The organism is Streptococcus sp. HMSC071H03, from assembly GCF_001813035.1.
Lineage (GTDB): Bacteria > Bacillota > Bacilli > Lactobacillales > Streptococcaceae > Streptococcus > Streptococcus anginosus.
This window is the reverse complement of the sequence record NZ_KV811171.1, coordinates 21,134-39,428: the sequence shown is the minus strand read 5'-3', so window position 1 is coordinate 39,428 and position 18,295 is coordinate 21,134. Positions and strand designations below refer to the sequence as shown.

Below are 18,295 nucleotides of genomic sequence, written 5' to 3'. Positions count from 1 at the left end.
AAATAAATAAAAACAAGTAAGCTCAGGACAGGTTTATTCTGTCTTGGGCTTTTTTGTGCGTTTCGGGAAGGATTAGGATGATTAAAAGTTTATTTGGATATATAAAAGAGCATAAATGGTTATATTTATCCATTGCTCTGGTTTTACTATTGTATGATTTTACCATGTTGATTCCAACACAGGTGATTCAGCGTTTGGTAGATCATCTGTCGCATCATACTTTGACACAGCAGAATTTAATTAAAGATGTTGGTTTGTTAGTTCTGGTGACAATTTGCAACTATCTGTCGGCTTACTATTGGCATTTAAAAATATTTCAGTCGTCTATTGACTATAAGTTTCTCATGCAAAGAAGAGCTTTTGAGAAATTGGTAGCTATGAGAACGCCTTTCTACGAAAAATTTCGTTCTGGCGATATTCTAACGCGTTTTTCAACAGATGTTGAGGGAATGATGGAGATGGCTGGCTATGGGATTGTCATTCTCTTATACGCAGGAGGCATGATTGCCTTTGTCGTTCCGACCATGTTTTTTATCTCATGGGAAATTAGCTTACTGGCTATGCTTCCGCTTATGATATTGATGATATGGATTTATGTTCTTGGGAAAAAACAAGATAAATTAGTTGAAAATAATCGTGAAGCAGTGGCATCTTTGAATGATGAGGTATTGGAAACGATAGAGGGAGTCCGAGTTGCGCGTGCTTATAGCAAGAAAACAACTCAGAAAGAACAGTTCCAATTGCGCACGAAAGCTTTATCTAAGGTTGGTGATCAAATTGCCGGTATTCAATATCTTTACGCACCGCTCTCCTCGGTCTTTATCGCTTTATCAACGATTATTGTGCTTCTTATTGGGGCTGCTTTTATAAAAACGGGACAGTTGACAATTGGGCAAGTGATTGCTCTTCAATTGTATATGATTAGCCTAATTGAACCTTTTTGGATGTTGTCGGATTTTATCTTGGTCTATCAAACGGGGAAGACGTCTTTTAAAAAGGTCACAGAATTGATTGAAACGACAGATGATATGAAAATGAGTGGCAAAGAGGAGTTGCAACATCTTATCTCTATTCGTTTTCATAATTATCATTTCACTTATCCACAAACAAAAAGACCTAGCTTGCGTAACATAGCTTGGCAAATTGAAGCAGGAAAGACGTATGGTATTGTTGGAAAAACAGGATCTGGTAAAACAACCTTAGTTCGTCAGCTTCTTCAGCAATATCCTGTTGGACGAGGTGAATTTCAGATAAATGGAAAATTTGTCGGTCACTATTCACGTCAGTCGATTGAAGCGATGATTGGCTATGTCCCACAGGAACATATTTTATTTTCAAAATCCGTCAAAGACAATATTGTCTTTGGCAAGAGGAATGCGACATTAAGTGATATTGAGCGGGCTATTGAAACAGCGGCATTTTCAGAAGATTTAAAACGAATGCCAGACGGACTGGAAACTCTTATTGGTGAGAGGGGAGTGTCAATATCTGGCGGTCAAAAACAAAGAATTTCTTTGGCACGCGCTTTTATTAGACAGCCAGAAGTCCTTATTTTGGATGATTCTTTGTCGGCAGTTGACGCTCAGACAGAACGCCGAATTATCCAAAATATCCAGAAGTTACGAGCGAATCAGACAACAATCATTGTGACGCACCGTTTGTCAGCTATCCAGAAGGCAGACTGGGTTCTTGTCTTAGAAGGCGGACAAATTATAGAAGAAGGGACTCCGAACCAGTTGCTTAATAAAGGAGGTTGGTACGCCGAACAATATCAGCGGCAGCAACATCAGAAAGGAGGGAGCGAATGAGTATCATTAGTCGTTTATTAAAAGAACTAAAAGTTGTTCGAATTGCATTTTTTCTTGCGGTTGGAATTGCTGTCTTAGCAACGGTGACTAGCCAACTGTCTCCTCTCTGTTTGAGAAATATGATAGACGGACCGCTTACACAGATTGGAAGTGGAAAAGATCGTCAGGTTCAGCTTTTGCAATTAGCTGGATTATACCTAATTGCTGTAGTTTTGGGGAGTGACTTGACTTACTTAGGCGACCGACTTTTAGCGCATTGTGGCAACAAAGTCGCCGAACATCTGAGAAATGAAGCTTATCAAGTCATGCAAAATTTGCCGATTTCTTATTTTGATGATAAGCCGGCAGGGAAGATTGCAACCAGAATTGTAAATGATACGGAAACCTTACGCAGACAATTTTATTCCAGTTTGGTTAGTGTTTTGATTCAAGTCCTTCGGATTGTTTTTACCTACGTTTTGTTGTTTTATCTTAATCCGCTTGCTGCCTCTATGCTGTTGCTGTTGCTTCCTGCTTTTTATGGGATACAAGTATTTTATAAAAAACTAACGGACAAGCCGATGAAAGACTTTTATGATTCACGGAGTGACATCAATAATCAAGTGAATGAATTGATGCATGGAGCTAGTCTGATACAGCTATATCATCAGGAAAAAACTGTTCTTTCAGAATTTGATGTAACTGCCCGAAAAATGAGCCAAGCTGATAAACAAATTGTATGGGTAAGCGCTCTTTCGTCTTGGCCGTTAACGGAATTTTTGAAAAATGCAGTGCTTGCTGTTATTTTGACAATAGTTGGTCAGCAATTTTTAGGCGGTCATAGCGTTATTACCGCAGGTGTACTGTTTGTCTATCTCAATTATATTATTGATTTATTTGAGATGATGGGTTTTCTGGTTCGACTTTTCCCGAATGTACAACGATCATTGGAAACAGGAAAACGAGTTTTAGAATTGCTAGATCAACCTCAGGAAGCGGATGAGAAAACGCAGTTAATAGTCAATAAAGGTGAGGTTGTGTTTGAACATGTGAGCTTTGCATATGAGAAAGAAAAAACTATCCTGCACGATATTAGCTTTAAGGCAAAGCAAGGAGAGACGATTGCTTTGGTGGGACATACCGGCTCTGGAAAATCTTCTATCATGAACCTACTTTATCGTTTCTACGATCCCCAAAAAGGGAAAATATATATTGATCAACAAGATATTCAACAATATTCTCGTGAAAGTCTTCGTAGTCACATGGGGATTGTTTTGCAAGATCCTTATCTATTCACAGGAACACTAGCAAGCAATGTAGCGATGAGCCATTCAGGCATCAATCGTGAAAAAGTTCTAGAAGCTTTAGAAAAGGTTGGTGCAAGGGACTTGCTGGCTCGTTGTAAAAAAGGAATTGATGAACCTGTAAAGGATAAAGGGACAGCATTTTCGAGCGGTGAACGGCAACTGATTTCATTTGCACGAACTCTCTACGCTAATCCCAAAATTTTAATATTGGACGAAGCAACTTCCCATATTGATACAGAAACCGAAGAAATGATTCAAAAAGCAATGGCTGTGGTCAAGGAGGGGAGAACGACTTTTATCATTGCACACCGTTTATCCACCATTCAAGATGCAGACCAAATTTTGGTTATTTCTGAAGGAAAGATTGTAGAGAGAGGGCAACATGATACATTGGTAAAACAAAATGGCATCTATGCGCAAATGAGCCGCCTCCAGCAACAAGTATAAGTTTTGAAAGAAAAAATATGAAATAAAGAGCAGAACGAAATAGTAAATGATTTATAAATCAGGCATCCCTATCTGAAATATGGTATAATGAAGTGATACTAATAAAGTGGGTGTAATATGTATATAGAAATGGTCGACGAGACAGGGCAAGTTTCAGAAGAAATCATCAAGCAAACACATGATATACTGGAATTTGCTGCTAAAAAGATTGGCAAAGAAGAAAAAGAAATGGCAGTGACATTTGTTACCAACGAGCGCAGCCATGAGCTGAATTTGGAATATCGAAATACAGATCGTCCGACAGATGTTATCAGCTTGGAGTACAAGCCTGAGCTGGACATTGCCATTGACGAGGAGGATTTACTAGAAAATCCTGAGCTGGCGGAAATGTTAGAGGATTTTGATGCCTATATCGGAGAGCTCTTTATTTCCATAGATAAGGCGCGTGAACAAGCAGAAGAATATGGTCACAGTTTTGAGCGAGAGATGGGGTTTCTTGCAGTGCATGGTTTTTTGCATATCAATGGATACGATCACTATACGCCAGAAGAAGAGGCGGAAATGTTTGGTTTACAGGAAGAAATTTTGACTGCTTATGGACTTACAAGACAATAAAAAAAACAAGCGCAAATGGAAGAATCGGGATGTCATTTCGAGTTTAGAATTTGCTCTGACAGGGATTTTTACGGCAATCAAAGAAGAACGTAATATGCGTAATCATGCCGTTTCAGCAGTTGCGGTCGTGCTTGCAGGATTGCTTTTTCGGGTATCTGCGATAGAGTGGCTCTTTCTCTTTTTGAGTATTTTTCTAGTCATTTCTTTTGAGATTATGAACTCTGCTATTGAAAATGTGGTAGACTTAGCTAGTGATTATCACTTCTCCATGCGAGCTAAAAACGCCAAGGATATGGCAGCAGGAGCTGTTTTGGTTGTTTCCGGTTTTGCGGTTATAACAGGAGTGATTATTTTCGTTCCGAAAATTTGGAATTTACTTTTTTAACATGAAAATCGGAGAATCCTTTCCGATTTTCTTATATTAGACTAATAAGGAATAAACGAGGTGAAAAATGACCTTTAAATCAGGATTTGTTGCTATTTTAGGACGTCCAAATGTTGGAAAGTCTACTTTTTTAAATCATGTTATGGGGCAAAAGATTGCTATCATGAGTGATAAGGCTCAGACGACTCGTAACAAGATTATGGGAATTTACACGACAGATCAGGAGCAGATTGTCTTTATTGATACGCCAGGGATTCATAAGCCAAAGACTGCCTTGGGCGACTTTATGGTGGAATCCGCTTACAGCACGTTGCGTGAAGTGGATACAGTTCTTTTTATGGTTTCTGCCGATGAAAACCGCGGTAAGGGTGATGATATGATTATGGAGCGTTTAAAAGTGGCTAAAGTTCCTGTTGTTCTGGTCATCAATAAAATTGATAAAGTACACCCGGATCAGCTGCTGAGTCAGATTGATGATTACCGCAAGCAGATGGACTTTAAGGAAGTTGTGCCAATTTCTGCTCTTCAAGGCAATAATGTTTCGCATCTAGTTGATATTTTAAGTGAAAACTTAGAGGAAGGTTTCCAATATTTCCCAGCTGACCAGATTACCGATCACCCTGAGCGTTTTTTGGTTTCTGAGATGATTCGGGAAAAGGTTTTATTGCTGACACGTGAAGAAATTCCGCATTCGGTGGCGGTGGTCATTGACAGTATGAAGCGGGATGAGGAGACTGACAAAGTGCATATCCGCGCTACCATTATGGTGGAAAGAGACAGTCAAAAGGGCATTATCATCGGCAAAGGCGGCTCTATGCTTAAGAAAATCGGCTCTTTGGCACGCCGCGACATTGAACTCATGCTAGGTGATAAAGTCTTTCTTGAAACTTGGGTTAAAGTCAAGAAAAACTGGCGGGACAAAAAGCTAGACTTGGCAGATTTTGGATATAACAAAAAGGAGTATTAGAGGCTGAGGAAGATGAGGTCGTTATTTGTCGCAGAAAAAGGACAGCAAAATGATAAGAGTATTGTCTTTTTGCATGCTTCTGGTTCTAGCAGTCAGATGTGGGCACATCATATCGCTGAGTTAAAAAATGATTTTCAATGTATAGCTGTTGATTTGCCTGGACATGCTTCTAGCCGCGACATTGGGTGGACAAATTTTAATGATGTTACAGAATGATTGCTGATATTATCAAAAACAGGGCTCACGGCAAGCCGCACCTTGTTGGACTATCGTTGGGAGGCGGTCTCGTTCTTAAATTGTTGGAAAAACATGCTGATTTATTTGATAGAGCGATTGTTGACGTTGCTAATCATGAACCGATTAATGGGCATGGTAAAGTCATTGCCGTTGTCTACATCATGTCGTTATTAAAAAACACTAAGCTAATGGGCAACCTTATGGCAAAAATGATGCAGAAAGATGGTGTACCTGAAGAGAGCTATCGTTAGTTCATAATGGATTTGCAAAGGGCTTCTGCTAAGTCTTTTCGCCGAGCAATGTTACAGGCAAATCTGCTGAGGATTACTGCAAATTTCGACAATCCTGTTTTCTTTGTTTCGGGCGGTAAAGAATCGAAGTCAATTCATGAATCTCATAAAGAATTGGTAAGAAAAAACAGACTGAGTAATTGTGCCTATTATCCAAATAAAGGGCATACTTGGTTGTTTAGTGATATTGACACGCATATACAATTACTCCGCTACTTTTTTAAGACGGAGCATTTCCATATAAATTGAAAGGTTTCTAAATATGGACTACATTTCCTACATTCGCTCAAAAGTTGGGCATGACAAGGTTATCCTGACCTTTGCTGGTGGTATTTTAGCAGATGACAAGGGATGCGTGCTGTTGCAACTACGCGGGGATAAGAAAACATGGGCTATTCCAGGCGGTGCAATGGAGCTTGGCGAATCCACTCTTGATACTGCTAAGCGTGAATTTTTTGAAGAAACTGGCATTGAAGTAGAAGCTACTCGTTTTCTCAATGTTTATAGTAATTTCGAGGAAGTTTATCCGAATGGTGATGCGGTGCAGACGGTTGTCTTCATCTATGAGCTGGCGGCGGTTTCACCAGTGAATATTGCAGATTTTCACAATGAGGAAACTCTACGCCTGCGTTTCTTTTCTAAGGAAGAAATTGAGAATTTAGAATCTGTGAGTAGTAAGCATCGCCTGATGTTAGCTGAGTATTTTGATGACAACTTTGCGATGGGACATTGAGTTGAGATTGACATATAATCCGTGATTAATTTATTTTTTAAGGAGATAGGGCAATGGAATTTGTAAATCTTTTAGTGGAAAATGTGGAACGAGCCGAGGAGCGTTTTTTGTCGGTGCTGACTAATTTATCTGTGGAAGAAGCGAATGCTTTTCCGGTTGCGGATACAGTTCCGTCCATTAAGTCTGTGACTTGGTTGACTTGGCATACGGCGCGGGAGCTGGATTTTCAGATTGCTGATTTAGCTAAGACCGAGCCAGTCTGGTTCTCTAAAGGTTGGAAGAAAAAGTTTGCCTTGGATTTGCCAGATGATACGGAAGATTGGCACCATACTCCTCAAGAAGCGCATAGAGTTGTGGTGACAGATATTGAGTTGCTCAAAGACTATCTGTCTGATGCGGTTGCGGCAACAATTGCTTATTTATCAGAGGTGAATGAAGCCAGTCTGGACGATGTTATTGATGAGAATTGGACTCCAGCTGTTAAGCGTGGGAATCGCTTAGTATCGATCATTGACGATGCTGCTATGCATTCAGGTCAGGCAATCTATGCTCGCCGCCTGCTAGGAAGAGAAGATTGAAAAAGGTAATGGTAGGGGAAATTCGAGCGGTCGAAAAATCTCATCTAGCTGACTGGGCTTACTTTGCTCATTTAGCTTGGAAGACAGAGAAAAAGAAATTACTAGCAGCATTTTCTGAAGGCAAATTTCCTAATGAATTTTTGTACTACATAGAAGGAGAAGCCGTTGCTTGGATCAGCTTATCTATGCGTTCGGAGTATGTGGAAGGAGCAGAGCAACTTCCTATCGCATATATTGAAGGCATAGCGGTAGCACCTGCTTTTCAAAGAAATGGCATCGCTCATCAACTTCTAGAGTTTGCACAGTCGTGGGCGAAAGAAAAAGGAGTGTACCAGCTAGCTTCAGATTGTGATATGGACAATGCAGTCAGTCAAGCTTTTCACAAGAGTGCGGGATTTGAAGAAATAAGTCGAACTGTTCATTATATGTTACATTTGGATAAGAAAGGATAAAGATTTTATGCCCGAATTACCAGAAGTAGAAACGGTACGCCGTGGTTTAGAGCGGCTGGTTAAAGGAAAAGAGATTGAAAAGGTAGATGTCCGTTATGCCAAGATGATTGGAACGGGGGCAGATCCTTTTGTCTTAGAATTACCAGGGCAAAGCATTAATGCTGTTGGGCGTCGGGGCAAGTATCTGATTTTTTATTTGACGAATTGGGTGCTGATTTCGCATTTGCGAATGGAAGGAAAGTATCTTTTCTATCCTGAAGAGGTCCAGTTGACGAAGCATTCTCATGTAATTTTTCATTTTACAGATGGCAGCAGCCTCGTTTATCAGGATGTTCGGAAATTTGGCACGATGGAGTTGTTGAGAAAAGAGCAATTAGAATCCTATTTTACTAAGCGAAGACTAGGACCAGAACCGACTGAATCAGATTTTCATTTACCACCATTTAAAGCTGCTCTGAAAAAATCTAAGAAATTGATTAAACCTTACCTGTTGGATCAAACTTTAGTAGCTGGTCTTGGCAATATCTATGTAGATGAAGTATTATGGCGGGCGCAGATTCATCCGGCAAGAGCAGCTCAAAGTTTGACTGCTGGAGAAGCAGAGAAATTACGCAAGCAGATTATTGCAGTCTTGCAGCTAGGTATTGAAAAAGGCGGTTCAACCATTCGCACCTACCGCAATGCTTTGGGAGAAGACGGAACCATGCAGGATTTCCTACAAGTCTATGGAAAAACAGGCCAACCTTGTACTAGATGCGGTCACGAAATTGAAAAAATCAAACTAGCTGGTCGTGGAACTCACCTTTGTCCACATTGTCAAAAAATGAGGTAGGACATGGCAAAAATAATCGGAATTACAGGCGGTATTGCTTCTGGCAAATCGACAGTCACAAATTATCTCAGGCAAAAGGGCTATCAGGTCATTGATGCGGATCAGGTGGTTCATGAATTGCAGGCGAAAGGCGGTAAACTCTATCAAGCATTGGTCAGCTGGCTAGGGTCTGCTATCTTGAACGAAGCAGGTGAGCTTGATCGTCCTAAACTATCTCAGCTCATTTTTTCTAGCCAAGAAAATTTAGCGAAATCTTCCCGGCTACAAAATGATATAATTCGGCAAGAGTTAGCCAATCGACGCGACCAACTGGCTAAGATTGAGGAGACTTTCTTTATGGATATTCCGCTCTTATTTGAGCAGGATTATGCAGACTGGTTTGATGAGGTTTGGCTAGTAGATGTGAGCAAAGGCACTCAGCTAGAACGTTTGATGGCTCGAAACAATCTTAGTCAAGAAGAGGCTCAACAACGCATAGCAGCTCAGCTTTCTTTGGCAGATAAAAGACAAAGAGCTGAGATTGTGATTGATAATAACGGTGCGCTTTCGAATACTTTAAAACAGTTGCAGGCGCTTTTAGACAAAGAAAGAAGATGATTTTATTAAGAATCAAGTGAAATGGAAACGGAATTTATGGATTGCTTGGCTGGGTAACTTTTTTATAGGTGCTAGCTTGTCACTAGTTGTTCCCTTTATGTCTTTGTACGTGGAAGAATTAGGCGCCAGAGGCTCTATGGTTGAATTTTATTCAGGCTTGGCGGTTTCGAGTACAGCTTTGACAGCCGCACTTTTGTCGCCTGTCTGGGGAAGTTTAGCTGATAGGTACGGTCGCAAACCAATGATGATTCGGGCAGCTTTTGCAATGACCTTTACGATGGGAGGCTTGGCTTTTGTACCGAATGTATTTTGGCTCATTGTATTGAGACTGTTAAATGGGGTGTTTTCTGGTTATGTACCGAATAGCACGGCTTTGATTGCTAGTCAAGCTCCTAAAAAACACTCTGGTTATGCCTTGGGAACATTGTCAACAGGTGTCGTAGCGGGGACTCTGATGGGACCGCTCTTAGGAGGAATGATAGCTCAAAGTTTGGGAATGAGAAATGTTTTCCTTTTGGTTGGATTTTTCTTGTTTGTCGTTACTTTGTGGACAATTTTTGGGATAATAGAAGATTTTCATCCTGTCTCTAAAGGAAAAGAAGTTTCGACCAAGCAACTATTTCAACAAATTCCTCAAAAATCAATGCTTTTTGGCTTGTTTATTACTAGCATGGTGATTCAGATGATTGGACAGTCCATTTCCCCTATTTTGACACTTTATATCCGCTCTTTAGGGCAAAAAGAAAATTTGTTATTGGTATCTGGTGCAATCGTTTCAGCAATGGGCATTTCAAGCATATTTTCATCTGGTTGGCTGGGAAAATTAGGAGATAAAATAGGAAATCACCGTTTGCTCTTACTGGCTCTTTTGTATAGTTTTGTTATTTATATTTTCTGTGCGAGGGCTGGTACACCACTTGAATTGGGAATTTATCGCTTTCTATTTGGATTGGGCACTGGAGCTCTTCTGCCTGGAGTTAGCTCTCTCCTCAATAAAATCACACCAAAAGAAGGTATTTCACGGATTTTCAGTTACAATCAAACTTTCTTTTATATCGGTGGTGTTATTGGGCCGTTAATGGGGTCAGCTATTTCTGTTCATTTTGGCTATCATTGGGTTTTCTATAGCACAGCAGGTTTAGCGTTATTGAACTTCTTCTTTTTATTGTTTAGTTTTAGAAAATATTTAGGAGTAAAGGAAATCAGTGCGAGTAAAAATTAATTTAAAGTGTTCTTCTTGCGGCAGTCAGAATTATTTAACGAGTAAAAATATGAAAACACATCCAGAAAAGGTTGAGGTATTAAAATACTGTCCCAAAGAAAGAAAAGTGACCTTACATCTTGAATCAAAATAAGTTTTATGGTAAAATGAATGAGATTTTAAGGAGTTTGATATGTATAATTTATTATTAACCATTTTATTGATTTTATCAGTATTTATTTTAATCGCAATTTTTATGCAACCTACAAAAAATCAATCAAGTAATGTATTTGACGCAAGTGCAGGAGATTTGTTTGAACGACCAAAAGCAAGAGGCTTTGAAGCAGTTATGCAGCGTTTGACAGGAGTGATGGTTTTCTTTTGGTTGTTGATTGCACTAATGCTGACAATCTTATCTAGTAAATAAAATGGGCTCTGACTTTGTCTTTGCCTATTTTTTCTGTATTAGGTGAGGAAAAAGTAACTTAAAGTTTAGAGAATATAAGAAAAAAGGAAAGAATGAAAGAAGAAATTTTAAACTATTTAAGAGAAAAGAAAGAAGCTAGTATGGATGAGCTGGCACAAAGATTAGGAAAAGAAAAAGCAAAAGACTTTAGAAATTTAGTTCAGACGATTTCTGAAATGGAGCGAAAACGTCAATTGACCTTTAGCAATGCTGGGAAAATCCAACTTCGTAAAGAAAAGCAGCTGCTTACTTTGAAAGGGACCTTTCACGCCCATAAAAATGGCTTTGGCTTTGTTACCTTAAATGAAGAAGAGGATGATCTTTTTATTGGTCGCAATGATGTTAACTATGCGATTGATGGTGATACGGTAGAAGTTGCAATCACTAAGGTTGCAGATCGCAGCAAGGGAACGTCTGCTGAAGCGAAGGTTATTGATGTTTTGGAACACAGCTTAAAAACAGCAGTGGGTCAGCTCATCTTGGATGAAGAAAAGCCTAAGTATGCTGGTTATATTCGGTCAAAAAATCAGAAAATATCTCAACCTATTTATATCAAGAAACCAGCTTTGGTTTTGGATGGGACAGAGATTTTAAAAGTAGAGATTGATAAGTACCCGACTAAAAAACATGATTTTTTTGTAGCTACTATTTTGGATGTAGTGGGTCACAAGGATGATCCGGGTATTGATGTTCTGGAAGTTTTGGAGTCCATGGACATTGTGTCTGAGTTTCCAGAGAGAGTTTTGAAAGAAGCGTCAGCAATTCCGGATATGCCATCTAAAAAGGATTTTGAAGGTCGTTTAGATCTGCGTAATGAAATTACCTTTACTATTGATGGGGCGGATGCGAAAGATTTGGATGATGCAGTTCATATCAAGAAGCTGGAAAACGGGCATTTTGAACTAGGAGTTCACATTGCAGATGTTTCTTACTATGTCAAAGAAGGATCTGAGTTGGACAAGGAAGCCCTCAATCGAGCGACATCGGTTTATGTGATTGACCGAGTGGTGCCTATGCTACCTGAGCGCCTGTCCAATGGCATCTGCTCGCTCAATCCTAATGTAGATCGGCTGACGCAATCGGCTATCATGGAGATTGACCAAAAGGTCAAGTTGTCAAGCATACTATTACTCAAACAATCATTAAAACTACTTTTCGTATGACCTATAGCGATGTGAATGACATGATTGTAGGAGATGAGGAAAAACGAGCAGCTTTTAAAGTGATTTTACCGAGTGTTGAAGCAATGGTGGAACTTCATACAATTCTTGAGCGGATGCGATACAAACGTGGAGCTCTTAATTTTGATACGAAAGAAGCTAAAATTTTGGTCAATAAGACTGGACGTCCAGTAGATATTATTTTACGTCAGCGGGGACTTGCGGAGCGTATGATTGAGTCCTTTATGCTGGTGGCCAATGAAACAGTGGCAGAGCATTTTGCTACGTTAAACCTGCCCTTTATCTATCGGATTCATGAAGAGCCTAAGGCTGAGAAAGTGCAGAAGTTTATTGATTATGCTTCTACTTTTGGCGTTCGGGTCTACGGAACGGCTAATTCTATGAGCCAATCTGCCCTTCAGGATATTATGAAAGCAGTCCAAGGTCAGCCTTATGAAGAAGTGCTGTCTATGATGCTTTTGCGTTCCATGCAGCAGGCTCGTTACTCAGAGCACAACCACGGTCATTATGGTTTGGCAGCCGAGTTTTATACTCACTTTACTAGTCCGATTCGCCGTTACCCAGACCTTCTGGTTCACCGTATGGTGCGCGATTATGGGCATTCTAAAGAAATAGCAGAGCATTTTGAACAAGTCATTCCAGATATTGCCAGTCAGTCTTCCAGCAGGGAACGGCGAGCTATTGAAGCAGAGCGAGAAGTAGAAGCTATGAAAAAGGCTGAGTTTATGGAAGAATTTGTGGGAGAAGAATTTGATGGTATTGTGTCAAGCGTTGTTAAATTCGGTCTTTTTGTTGAACTTCCAAACACAGTTGAAGGTTTGATTCATGTAACTAACCTGCCAGAATTTTTCCACTACAATGAACGCAATCTAACTTTACAGGGTGAAAAGTCAGGTGTTGTTTTCCGTGTCGGTCAACAGATTCACATTAAGCTAGTTCGGGCTGATAAGGCTACGGGAGAGATTGACTTTGAATACCTACCTAGTGAATATGACGTGATTGAAAAAAGAAAGCAATCCAATCGTGATAGGCGTCAACAGTCGCATCAAGATAACAGAGGACGAAGAGACAAATCTCCGAAAGGAAAAGTTCCTAGGGATAAGAAATTAAAGAAAAACAAGGGCAAGAGACCCTTTTATAAAGAAGTGGTAAAGAAAGGAAGCAAGAATGGTAAAGGGAGAAGGAAAGGTCGTAGCGCAAAATAAAAAAGCACGACACGACTATACGATTGTTGATACGATTGAAACGGGCATGGTTCTGACCGGAACTGAAATCAAAAGTGTGCGGGCTGCACGAATTAACCTGAAAGACGGCTTTGCTCAAGTCAAAAACGGAGAGGTCTGGCTCAGTAATGTTCACATCGCTCCCTATGAGGAGGGCAATATCTGGAATCAAGATCCTGAACGTAGGAGAAAATTGCTATTGCATAAAAAACAAATCCAGAAATTAGAGCAGGAAACCAAAGGAACTGGAATGACTTTGGTTCCCCTTAAAGTTTATCTTAAGGACGGTTATGCCAAGTTACTTTTAGGATTGGCTAAAGGGAAACACGACTATGACAAGCGTGAATCCATTAAACTTCGTGAGCAAAATAGAGATATTGCTCGGACGATTAAGGCTTATAATGTGAGATAATGTACAAGATATAAAAATCGGAAGTTGTTTCCGATTTTTCAGTAGTTTGAAATATTTTATCAGTTAATTTTTATCAAAAATCCTTTTCTAACATGGCAAAAGCTGAGAAATGTACTGCCCCCAAAAAGTTAGACAAAAAATATTAGTGAAAGGATTTAGTTCTGTACTGCACAGGACTAAGTCCTTTTAGTTTTGTTTTAATCCGTTTATTGTTGTAATAAACAATATAAGTTGCAATAGCTTTCTCCAGCTCATCAAGCGATTGATAACTCTTCTCATAACCGTAGAACATCTCCGATTTGAGGATGCCAAAGAAGGACTCCATCATCCCATTGTCTGGACTATTGCCCTTGCGAGACATAGATGGGACAATTCCTTTCGCTTCTAAGAATTGATGATAAGACTGGTGCTGATACTGCCAGCCTTGGTCACTGTGGAGAATGGTTCCCTTGTAGGTTTCAGCAGGAAAAGCCTTAGCTAACATTGTTCTGACCTGGTTCAAGTCAGGTGAACGTGACAAGGTAAAGGTAATGATTTCACTATTATACCCATCTAAAATAGGAGACAGGTAGAGCTTTCCATTGACGTTTGGTAAGGCAAATTCGGTTACATCTGTATAGCACTTTTCGTAAGGCCTAGAGCCTTCAAACTGACGCTGAATGAGATTCTCTGCTTTCTTACCAATCTCCCCCTTGTAAGAAGAATATTTCCGTTGACGGCGAATTCGAGCTTGTAGCCCCATCACTTGCATCAATCGCTGAACTTTCTTGTGATTGATATGAAAACCACGATTTTTCAGTTCAAGATGAATTCGACGATAACCATAGTTTCCCTTGTGCTCATCATAAATCAATTGAATTTCAGCTTTTAACTCTTGATCCTTGTCTGGTTTATCTAGCTGTTTTAGCTGGTAATAGTAAGTTGCACGAGAGAGTTTAGCGGTAGCTAGTAGGAAACTTAATCGGAATCCTTCCTTGACCATCTCTCTAATTGTCTCTGCTTTTCGCGCTGTAAGGCTTCGTCCCTTAAGCGTAACTCCCTCAACTTTTTTAGATAGGCATTCTCCGTTCTAAGACGCTCGTTCTCTTCTTGAAGTCGCTCTAGTTCCGTCATTTCTTCCCAAGTTTTCTTTTTCTTACGTCCCATCTTTGGTGGTCTCCCTTTTTGTTTCTCAACAATAGTATAGCCGTTTTTCTTATATTGTGCCAGCCAATTTGGGAGAGTCCCCCTGTTAGGAAGGGCAAAATCGAGAGAGACTGACAATTGAGAACGCCCTTCAAGAAGAACTTGATGAAGGATTTTTTGCTTTAGTTCAGGAGAATAATAAGTCTTCTTACCTCTCTTGACAATGTCTACTCCATGTCTATCAATTAGTCGAATCAGATATTCGATCCCTGACTGATTGAGGTTAAACTGTTTTGATAATGACTTGAGAGTTGCGCCGCTTTTTCGCAAGTAATAAATTTGAACCTTGTCTTCATAACTTAATTTCATAAAAATAACATCCCAAAAGTTAGAGTTTTCTTGTCTAACTTTTGGGGTGCAGTTCAAAATTTTTTCAGCTTTTTTATTTGTTTTACGAATAAATAGATAAAGCAAATTTTCATTCAACTTAGGAGGAAAGATGTTAGAGACAATCATTGAAAAGATGAAAGAGTATAAAATTTTGATTGGTTTAAGTTTGATTGGTTTGATAATAGCAGGATTTTTTATGATAAATGGTCAATCTAGTAGACAATCAAATGTAGCAGAGCTCGCACAGGAAACAGTTACGAGTTCGGAGGCAGAATCAGAAGAAATTTCAACTGGAACGAAGAAAAACTCACAGAAAGAAAAAGCAGAGCCTCAAACGAGTTCCAGTGAAGAATCAGAATTTTTAACCGTAGATGTCAAGGGTGCAGTCAAAAATCCAGGTATTTATCAACTGAAAAAGACTAGCCGTATCAATGATGCGATTCAAAAAGCAGGTGGTTTAACGACAGACGCTGACAGCAAGTCTATCAATTTGGCGCAGAAACTAACGGATGAAGCTGTTGTTTATGTGGCAACTATGGGTGAGAATGCGGCGAGTGTTTCAAGCAATACAGGACAATCTTCAACATCAGGAACTAGTGAAGTCGCATCGCAAAAAGGGAATAAGGTCAATCTAAATACAGCTGATTTATCTGAGTTGCAGACCATTTCTGGTATTGGTCAAAAACGCGCGCAAGATATTTTAGATTATCGGGAGGCAAACGGGAAATTTAATTCCGTTGATGACCTGAAAAATGTATCAGGAGTAGGTGCTAAAACACTAGAGAAATTGAAAGAATATGTCACAGTGGATTAAAAGATTTCCGATTAAGCCGATTTACATTGCTTTTTTGCTCGTCTGGTTGTATTTTGCAATCTATCAAAGTAGCTGGTTAGGCTGGTTGGGTTTTATCTTTCTGGTGATTTGTCTTTTTCGCTTTTATTCACCGAAAGAATGTTTCATGACCTTCATGATCCTCTCTTGTTTTGCTGGTTTTTTCTTTGTTCGTAGGGAAATAGCAGAGCAGAAGACGAAAGTAGAACCTTCTCCCATAAGACAAGTGGCAGTTCTACCTGACACGATTAAGGTAAATGGTGATTCGCTTTCTTTTCGTGGTAAAGCTAATAGGCAGACTTATCAAGTTTACTACAAATTGAAATCAAAGGAAGAACAGTTGGCTTTTCAAAATCTCTCTAGTCTGGTTACATTGACCGTTGAAGGGGAATTTGAAATCCCTGAGAAGAAGCGTAATTTTGCTGGTTTTGATTACCAATCCTATTTAAAAACGCAAGGGATTTATCGAATTTTAAAAGTGGATACCATTTTATCGAGCCAAGATAGAATCAGCTTGCACCCTTTTGAGTGGCTTTCTAGCTGGCGAAGAAAAGCACTGGTATTTATCAAGAACCATTTTCCAAATCCGATGAGTAATTACATGACAGGACTCTTATTTGGTGCCTTGGATACATCCTTTGACGAAATGAGCAATCTTTATTCTAGCTTGGGAATTATTCATTTATTTGCGCTGTCTGGCATGCAAGTTGGCTTTTTTATGGAGGGATTTCGCAAGTTACTGTTAAGGCTGGGGTTTACACAAGAAATGGTTCGTAAATGCCAATATCCATTTTCTTTCTTTTATGCGGGAATGACTGGATTTTCAGTATCCGTTGTACGGAGCTTAGTTCAGAAATTATTATCGCAACATGGTATCACTAAGTTAGATAATTTTGCTTTAACGATGATGATATTGTCCTTGATTATGCCGTCCTTTCTTTTGTCGGCAGGAGGAGTTCTCTCCTGTGCTTATGCTTTTGTCATTAGTGTGATAGATTTTGAAAGTCTGACTTCTTGGCGAAAAGTTGTTGTAGAGAGTAGCGTTATTTCACTTGGTGTTTTACCAATTCTAATCTTTTACTTTGGTGAATTTCAACCTTGGTCTATTTTGTTGACATTTGTTTTTTCACTAATTTTCGATACAATGATGCTGCCAGGCTTGATGTTTATTTTTCTTTTTTCGCCTTTGATAAAGCTGACTCAAGTCAATTTTTTATTTGAAGGTTTAGAAAATAGTATTCGTTGGATAGCAAGTGTCTTTGGTAAACCAATCGTTTTTGGGCAGCCCAGTCCGCTTTTGCTGATTGTCATGTTACTTGTACTAGCTATTTTGTACGATATTCGGCAAAATAAAAAGTGGGTAATATTTCTTAGTCTGTTTCTTTCATTACTATTTTTCATAAATAAATTTCCTTTGCAAAACGAGATCACAATGGTTGATGTTGGACAAGGAGATAGTATTTTTCTGAGAGACTGGAAAGGAAAAAATGTATTGATTGATGTTGGCGGACGTGAGGAAATTAGAACAAAAGAAGCTTGGCAAAAACGAGCAACTAGCTCAAATGCAGAGAAAACTTTGATTCCTTACCTAAAAAGTCGTGGCGTAGATACGATTGATACTTTAGTCTTAACAAATCCTAATCCAGATTATGCAGGAGATGTATTAGGAGTTGCTAAAAAGTTTGCAATAAAGAAAATTTATATTTCCAGAAGTAGTCTAAGCAATGCAGATTTCCTAAAGAAATTAAGGGAGACAAATACATTCATTCATGTCATAAAACAAGGTGACAAACTTCCTATTTTTGATCATCATTTGCAAGTTCTTTCGGGTGCTAGCAAGAACGACCATTCGATTGTTTTATATGGTCAGTTTTTCCGTACAAGATTTTTATTTGCAAGCGATTTGAAAGAAGAAGAGGAAGCAAAGTTGATGCAACATTATCCAAAGTTGAAAACAGATATCTTGAAAGTCGGGCAACATGGAGCTAAAAGTTCATCAAGTTCAAAGTTTTTGCAACAAATAGAACCAACGGTTGCGCTCATTTCTGTTGGGAAAAATAATCAATCTAAGCAACCTAGTCAAGATACAATAGAGCGATTTGCACAATTGCCTGCTAAAGTCTATCGGACAGATGAACAAGGGGCAGTTAAATTTTCAGGGTGGACAAACTGGCGATTAGAGATGGTCAAGTAATTGTTCTCTAAAAATTAATTTCCGTTGATTTATTAGGGAAAGTA

18 protein-coding genes and 2 pseudogenes are annotated in these 18,295 nt (G+C 39.3%); 19 read left to right on the top strand and 1 reads right to left on the bottom strand.

Annotated features, from left to right (window positions below):
* Nucleotides 1–77 precede the first annotated feature (77 nt).
* The 17 genes and pseudogenes from HMPREF2887_RS09075 (at nucleotide 78) to smpB (ending at nucleotide 13,710) form a co-directional block, all read left to right on the top strand.
* Nucleotides 78–1,808: an ABC transporter ATP-binding protein gene (locus HMPREF2887_RS09075; RefSeq protein WP_021001624.1), complete on the top strand. Its 1,731-nt coding sequence runs from the start codon at nucleotides 78–80 to the stop codon at nucleotides 1,806–1,808.
* Nucleotides 1,805–3,541, top strand: a complete 1,737-nt coding sequence (locus tag HMPREF2887_RS09070; RefSeq protein ID WP_057489634.1) for an ABC transporter ATP-binding protein — start codon at nucleotides 1,805–1,807, stop codon at nucleotides 3,539–3,541. The genes HMPREF2887_RS09075 and HMPREF2887_RS09070 overlap by 4 nt, the downstream gene beginning before the upstream one ends.
* A 117-nt stretch (nucleotides 3,542–3,658) precedes the next feature.
* Complete coding sequence (gene ybeY, locus HMPREF2887_RS09065; protein ID WP_003024775.1) at nucleotides 3,659–4,156, top strand: rRNA maturation RNase YbeY; 498 nt, start codon at nucleotides 3,659–3,661, stop codon at nucleotides 4,154–4,156.
* A complete protein-coding gene (locus HMPREF2887_RS09060; RefSeq protein WP_003024772.1) occupies nucleotides 4,137–4,541 on the top strand; it encodes a diacylglycerol kinase family protein in 405 nt (134 codons plus the stop codon). Before ybeY ends, HMPREF2887_RS09060 begins: the two co-directional genes overlap by 20 nt.
* A gap of 67 nt (nucleotides 4,542–4,608) precedes the next feature.
* Nucleotides 4,609–5,508 carry a GTPase Era gene (era, locus tag HMPREF2887_RS09055; protein WP_021001626.1) on the top strand — a complete coding sequence of 300 codons (900 nt, stop codon included), beginning with the start codon at nucleotides 4,609–4,611 and terminating at the stop codon, nucleotides 5,506–5,508.
* A 12-nt stretch (nucleotides 5,509–5,520) separates the two neighbouring features.
* Nucleotides 5,521–6,295 (top strand): annotated as a pseudogene (locus HMPREF2887_RS10190) (alpha/beta fold hydrolase).
* A 2-nt stretch (nucleotides 6,296–6,297) separates the two neighbouring features.
* Nucleotides 6,298–6,768, top strand: coding sequence for an NUDIX hydrolase (locus HMPREF2887_RS09040; protein WP_003024764.1), 471 nt, complete (start codon nucleotides 6,298–6,300; stop codon nucleotides 6,766–6,768).
* A gap of 53 nt (nucleotides 6,769–6,821) precedes the next feature.
* Nucleotides 6,822–7,346 carry a DinB family protein gene (locus HMPREF2887_RS09035; RefSeq protein ID WP_003032811.1) on the top strand — a complete coding sequence of 175 codons (525 nt, stop codon included), beginning with the start codon at nucleotides 6,822–6,824 and terminating at the stop codon, nucleotides 7,344–7,346.
* Nucleotides 7,347–7,354: 8 nt separating this feature from the next.
* The gene (locus tag HMPREF2887_RS09030) at nucleotides 7,355–7,798 is read left to right on the top strand and encodes a GNAT family N-acetyltransferase (RefSeq protein ID WP_021001627.1); all 444 of its coding nucleotides are present in this window, start codon (nucleotides 7,355–7,357) and stop codon (nucleotides 7,796–7,798) included.
* Between the two features lie 7 nt (nucleotides 7,799–7,805).
* On the top strand, nucleotides 7,806–8,630 hold the full coding sequence (gene mutM / locus HMPREF2887_RS09025; RefSeq protein WP_003032837.1) for a DNA-formamidopyrimidine glycosylase: 825 nt from the start codon (nucleotides 7,806–7,808) through the stop codon (nucleotides 8,628–8,630).
* Nucleotides 8,631–8,633: 3 nt separating this feature from the next.
* A complete protein-coding gene (gene coaE / locus HMPREF2887_RS09020) occupies nucleotides 8,634–9,227 on the top strand; it encodes a dephospho-CoA kinase (protein ID WP_021001628.1) in 594 nt (197 codons plus the stop codon).
* A 16-nt stretch (nucleotides 9,228–9,243) separates the two neighbouring features.
* Nucleotides 9,244–10,449, top strand: coding sequence for a multidrug efflux MFS transporter (locus HMPREF2887_RS09015; protein ID WP_186821910.1), 1,206 nt, complete (start codon nucleotides 9,244–9,246; stop codon nucleotides 10,447–10,449).
* Nucleotides 10,433–10,582: a 50S ribosomal protein L33 gene (gene rpmG, locus HMPREF2887_RS09010; protein WP_003024746.1), complete on the top strand. Its 150-nt coding sequence runs from the start codon at nucleotides 10,433–10,435 to the stop codon at nucleotides 10,580–10,582. Before HMPREF2887_RS09015 ends, rpmG begins: the two co-directional genes overlap by 17 nt.
* 39 nt (nucleotides 10,583–10,621) lie before the next feature.
* The gene (secG, locus tag HMPREF2887_RS09005) at nucleotides 10,622–10,855 is read left to right on the top strand and encodes a preprotein translocase subunit SecG (protein WP_003024744.1); all 234 of its coding nucleotides are present in this window, start codon (nucleotides 10,622–10,624) and stop codon (nucleotides 10,853–10,855) included.
* Nucleotides 10,856–10,947: 92 nt separating this feature from the next.
* Nucleotides 10,948–12,608 (top strand): annotated as a pseudogene (locus HMPREF2887_RS09000) (ribonuclease R family protein); the annotation flags it as partial.
* Between the two features lie 48 nt (nucleotides 12,609–12,656).
* Nucleotides 12,657–13,280: a S1 RNA-binding domain-containing protein gene (locus HMPREF2887_RS10710; RefSeq protein ID WP_410002521.1), complete on the top strand. Its 624-nt coding sequence runs from the start codon at nucleotides 12,657–12,659 to the stop codon at nucleotides 13,278–13,280.
* Complete coding sequence (gene smpB / locus HMPREF2887_RS08995; protein ID WP_084741091.1) at nucleotides 13,243–13,710, top strand: SsrA-binding protein SmpB; 468 nt, start codon at nucleotides 13,243–13,245, stop codon at nucleotides 13,708–13,710. The genes HMPREF2887_RS10710 and smpB overlap by 38 nt, the downstream gene beginning before the upstream one ends.
* Before the next feature lie 142 nt (nucleotides 13,711–13,852).
* Here smpB and HMPREF2887_RS08990 read toward each other — a convergent pair.
* Nucleotides 13,853–15,204 (bottom strand): IS3 family transposase gene (locus HMPREF2887_RS08990; protein WP_106079248.1). Its coding sequence is split into 2 segments (ribosomal slippage): nucleotides 13,853–14,742 and nucleotides 14,742–15,204, totalling 1,353 coding nucleotides; the frame shifts between segments, so codons are not numbered across the junction.
* A 130-nt stretch (nucleotides 15,205–15,334) separates the two neighbouring features.
* On the opposite strand from HMPREF2887_RS08990, the gene HMPREF2887_RS08985 reads away from it, so the two are divergent.
* Entirely contained in the window at nucleotides 15,335–16,039 is a 705-nt protein-coding gene (locus HMPREF2887_RS08985) for a helix-hairpin-helix domain-containing protein (RefSeq protein ID WP_003024731.1), read from the top strand.
* Entirely contained in the window at nucleotides 16,023–18,251 is a 2,229-nt protein-coding gene (locus HMPREF2887_RS08980; RefSeq protein ID WP_037613581.1) for a DNA internalization-related competence protein ComEC/Rec2, read from the top strand. The genes HMPREF2887_RS08985 and HMPREF2887_RS08980 overlap by 17 nt, the downstream gene beginning before the upstream one ends.
* The last annotated feature ends 44 nt before the right edge of the window (nucleotides 18,252–18,295 follow it).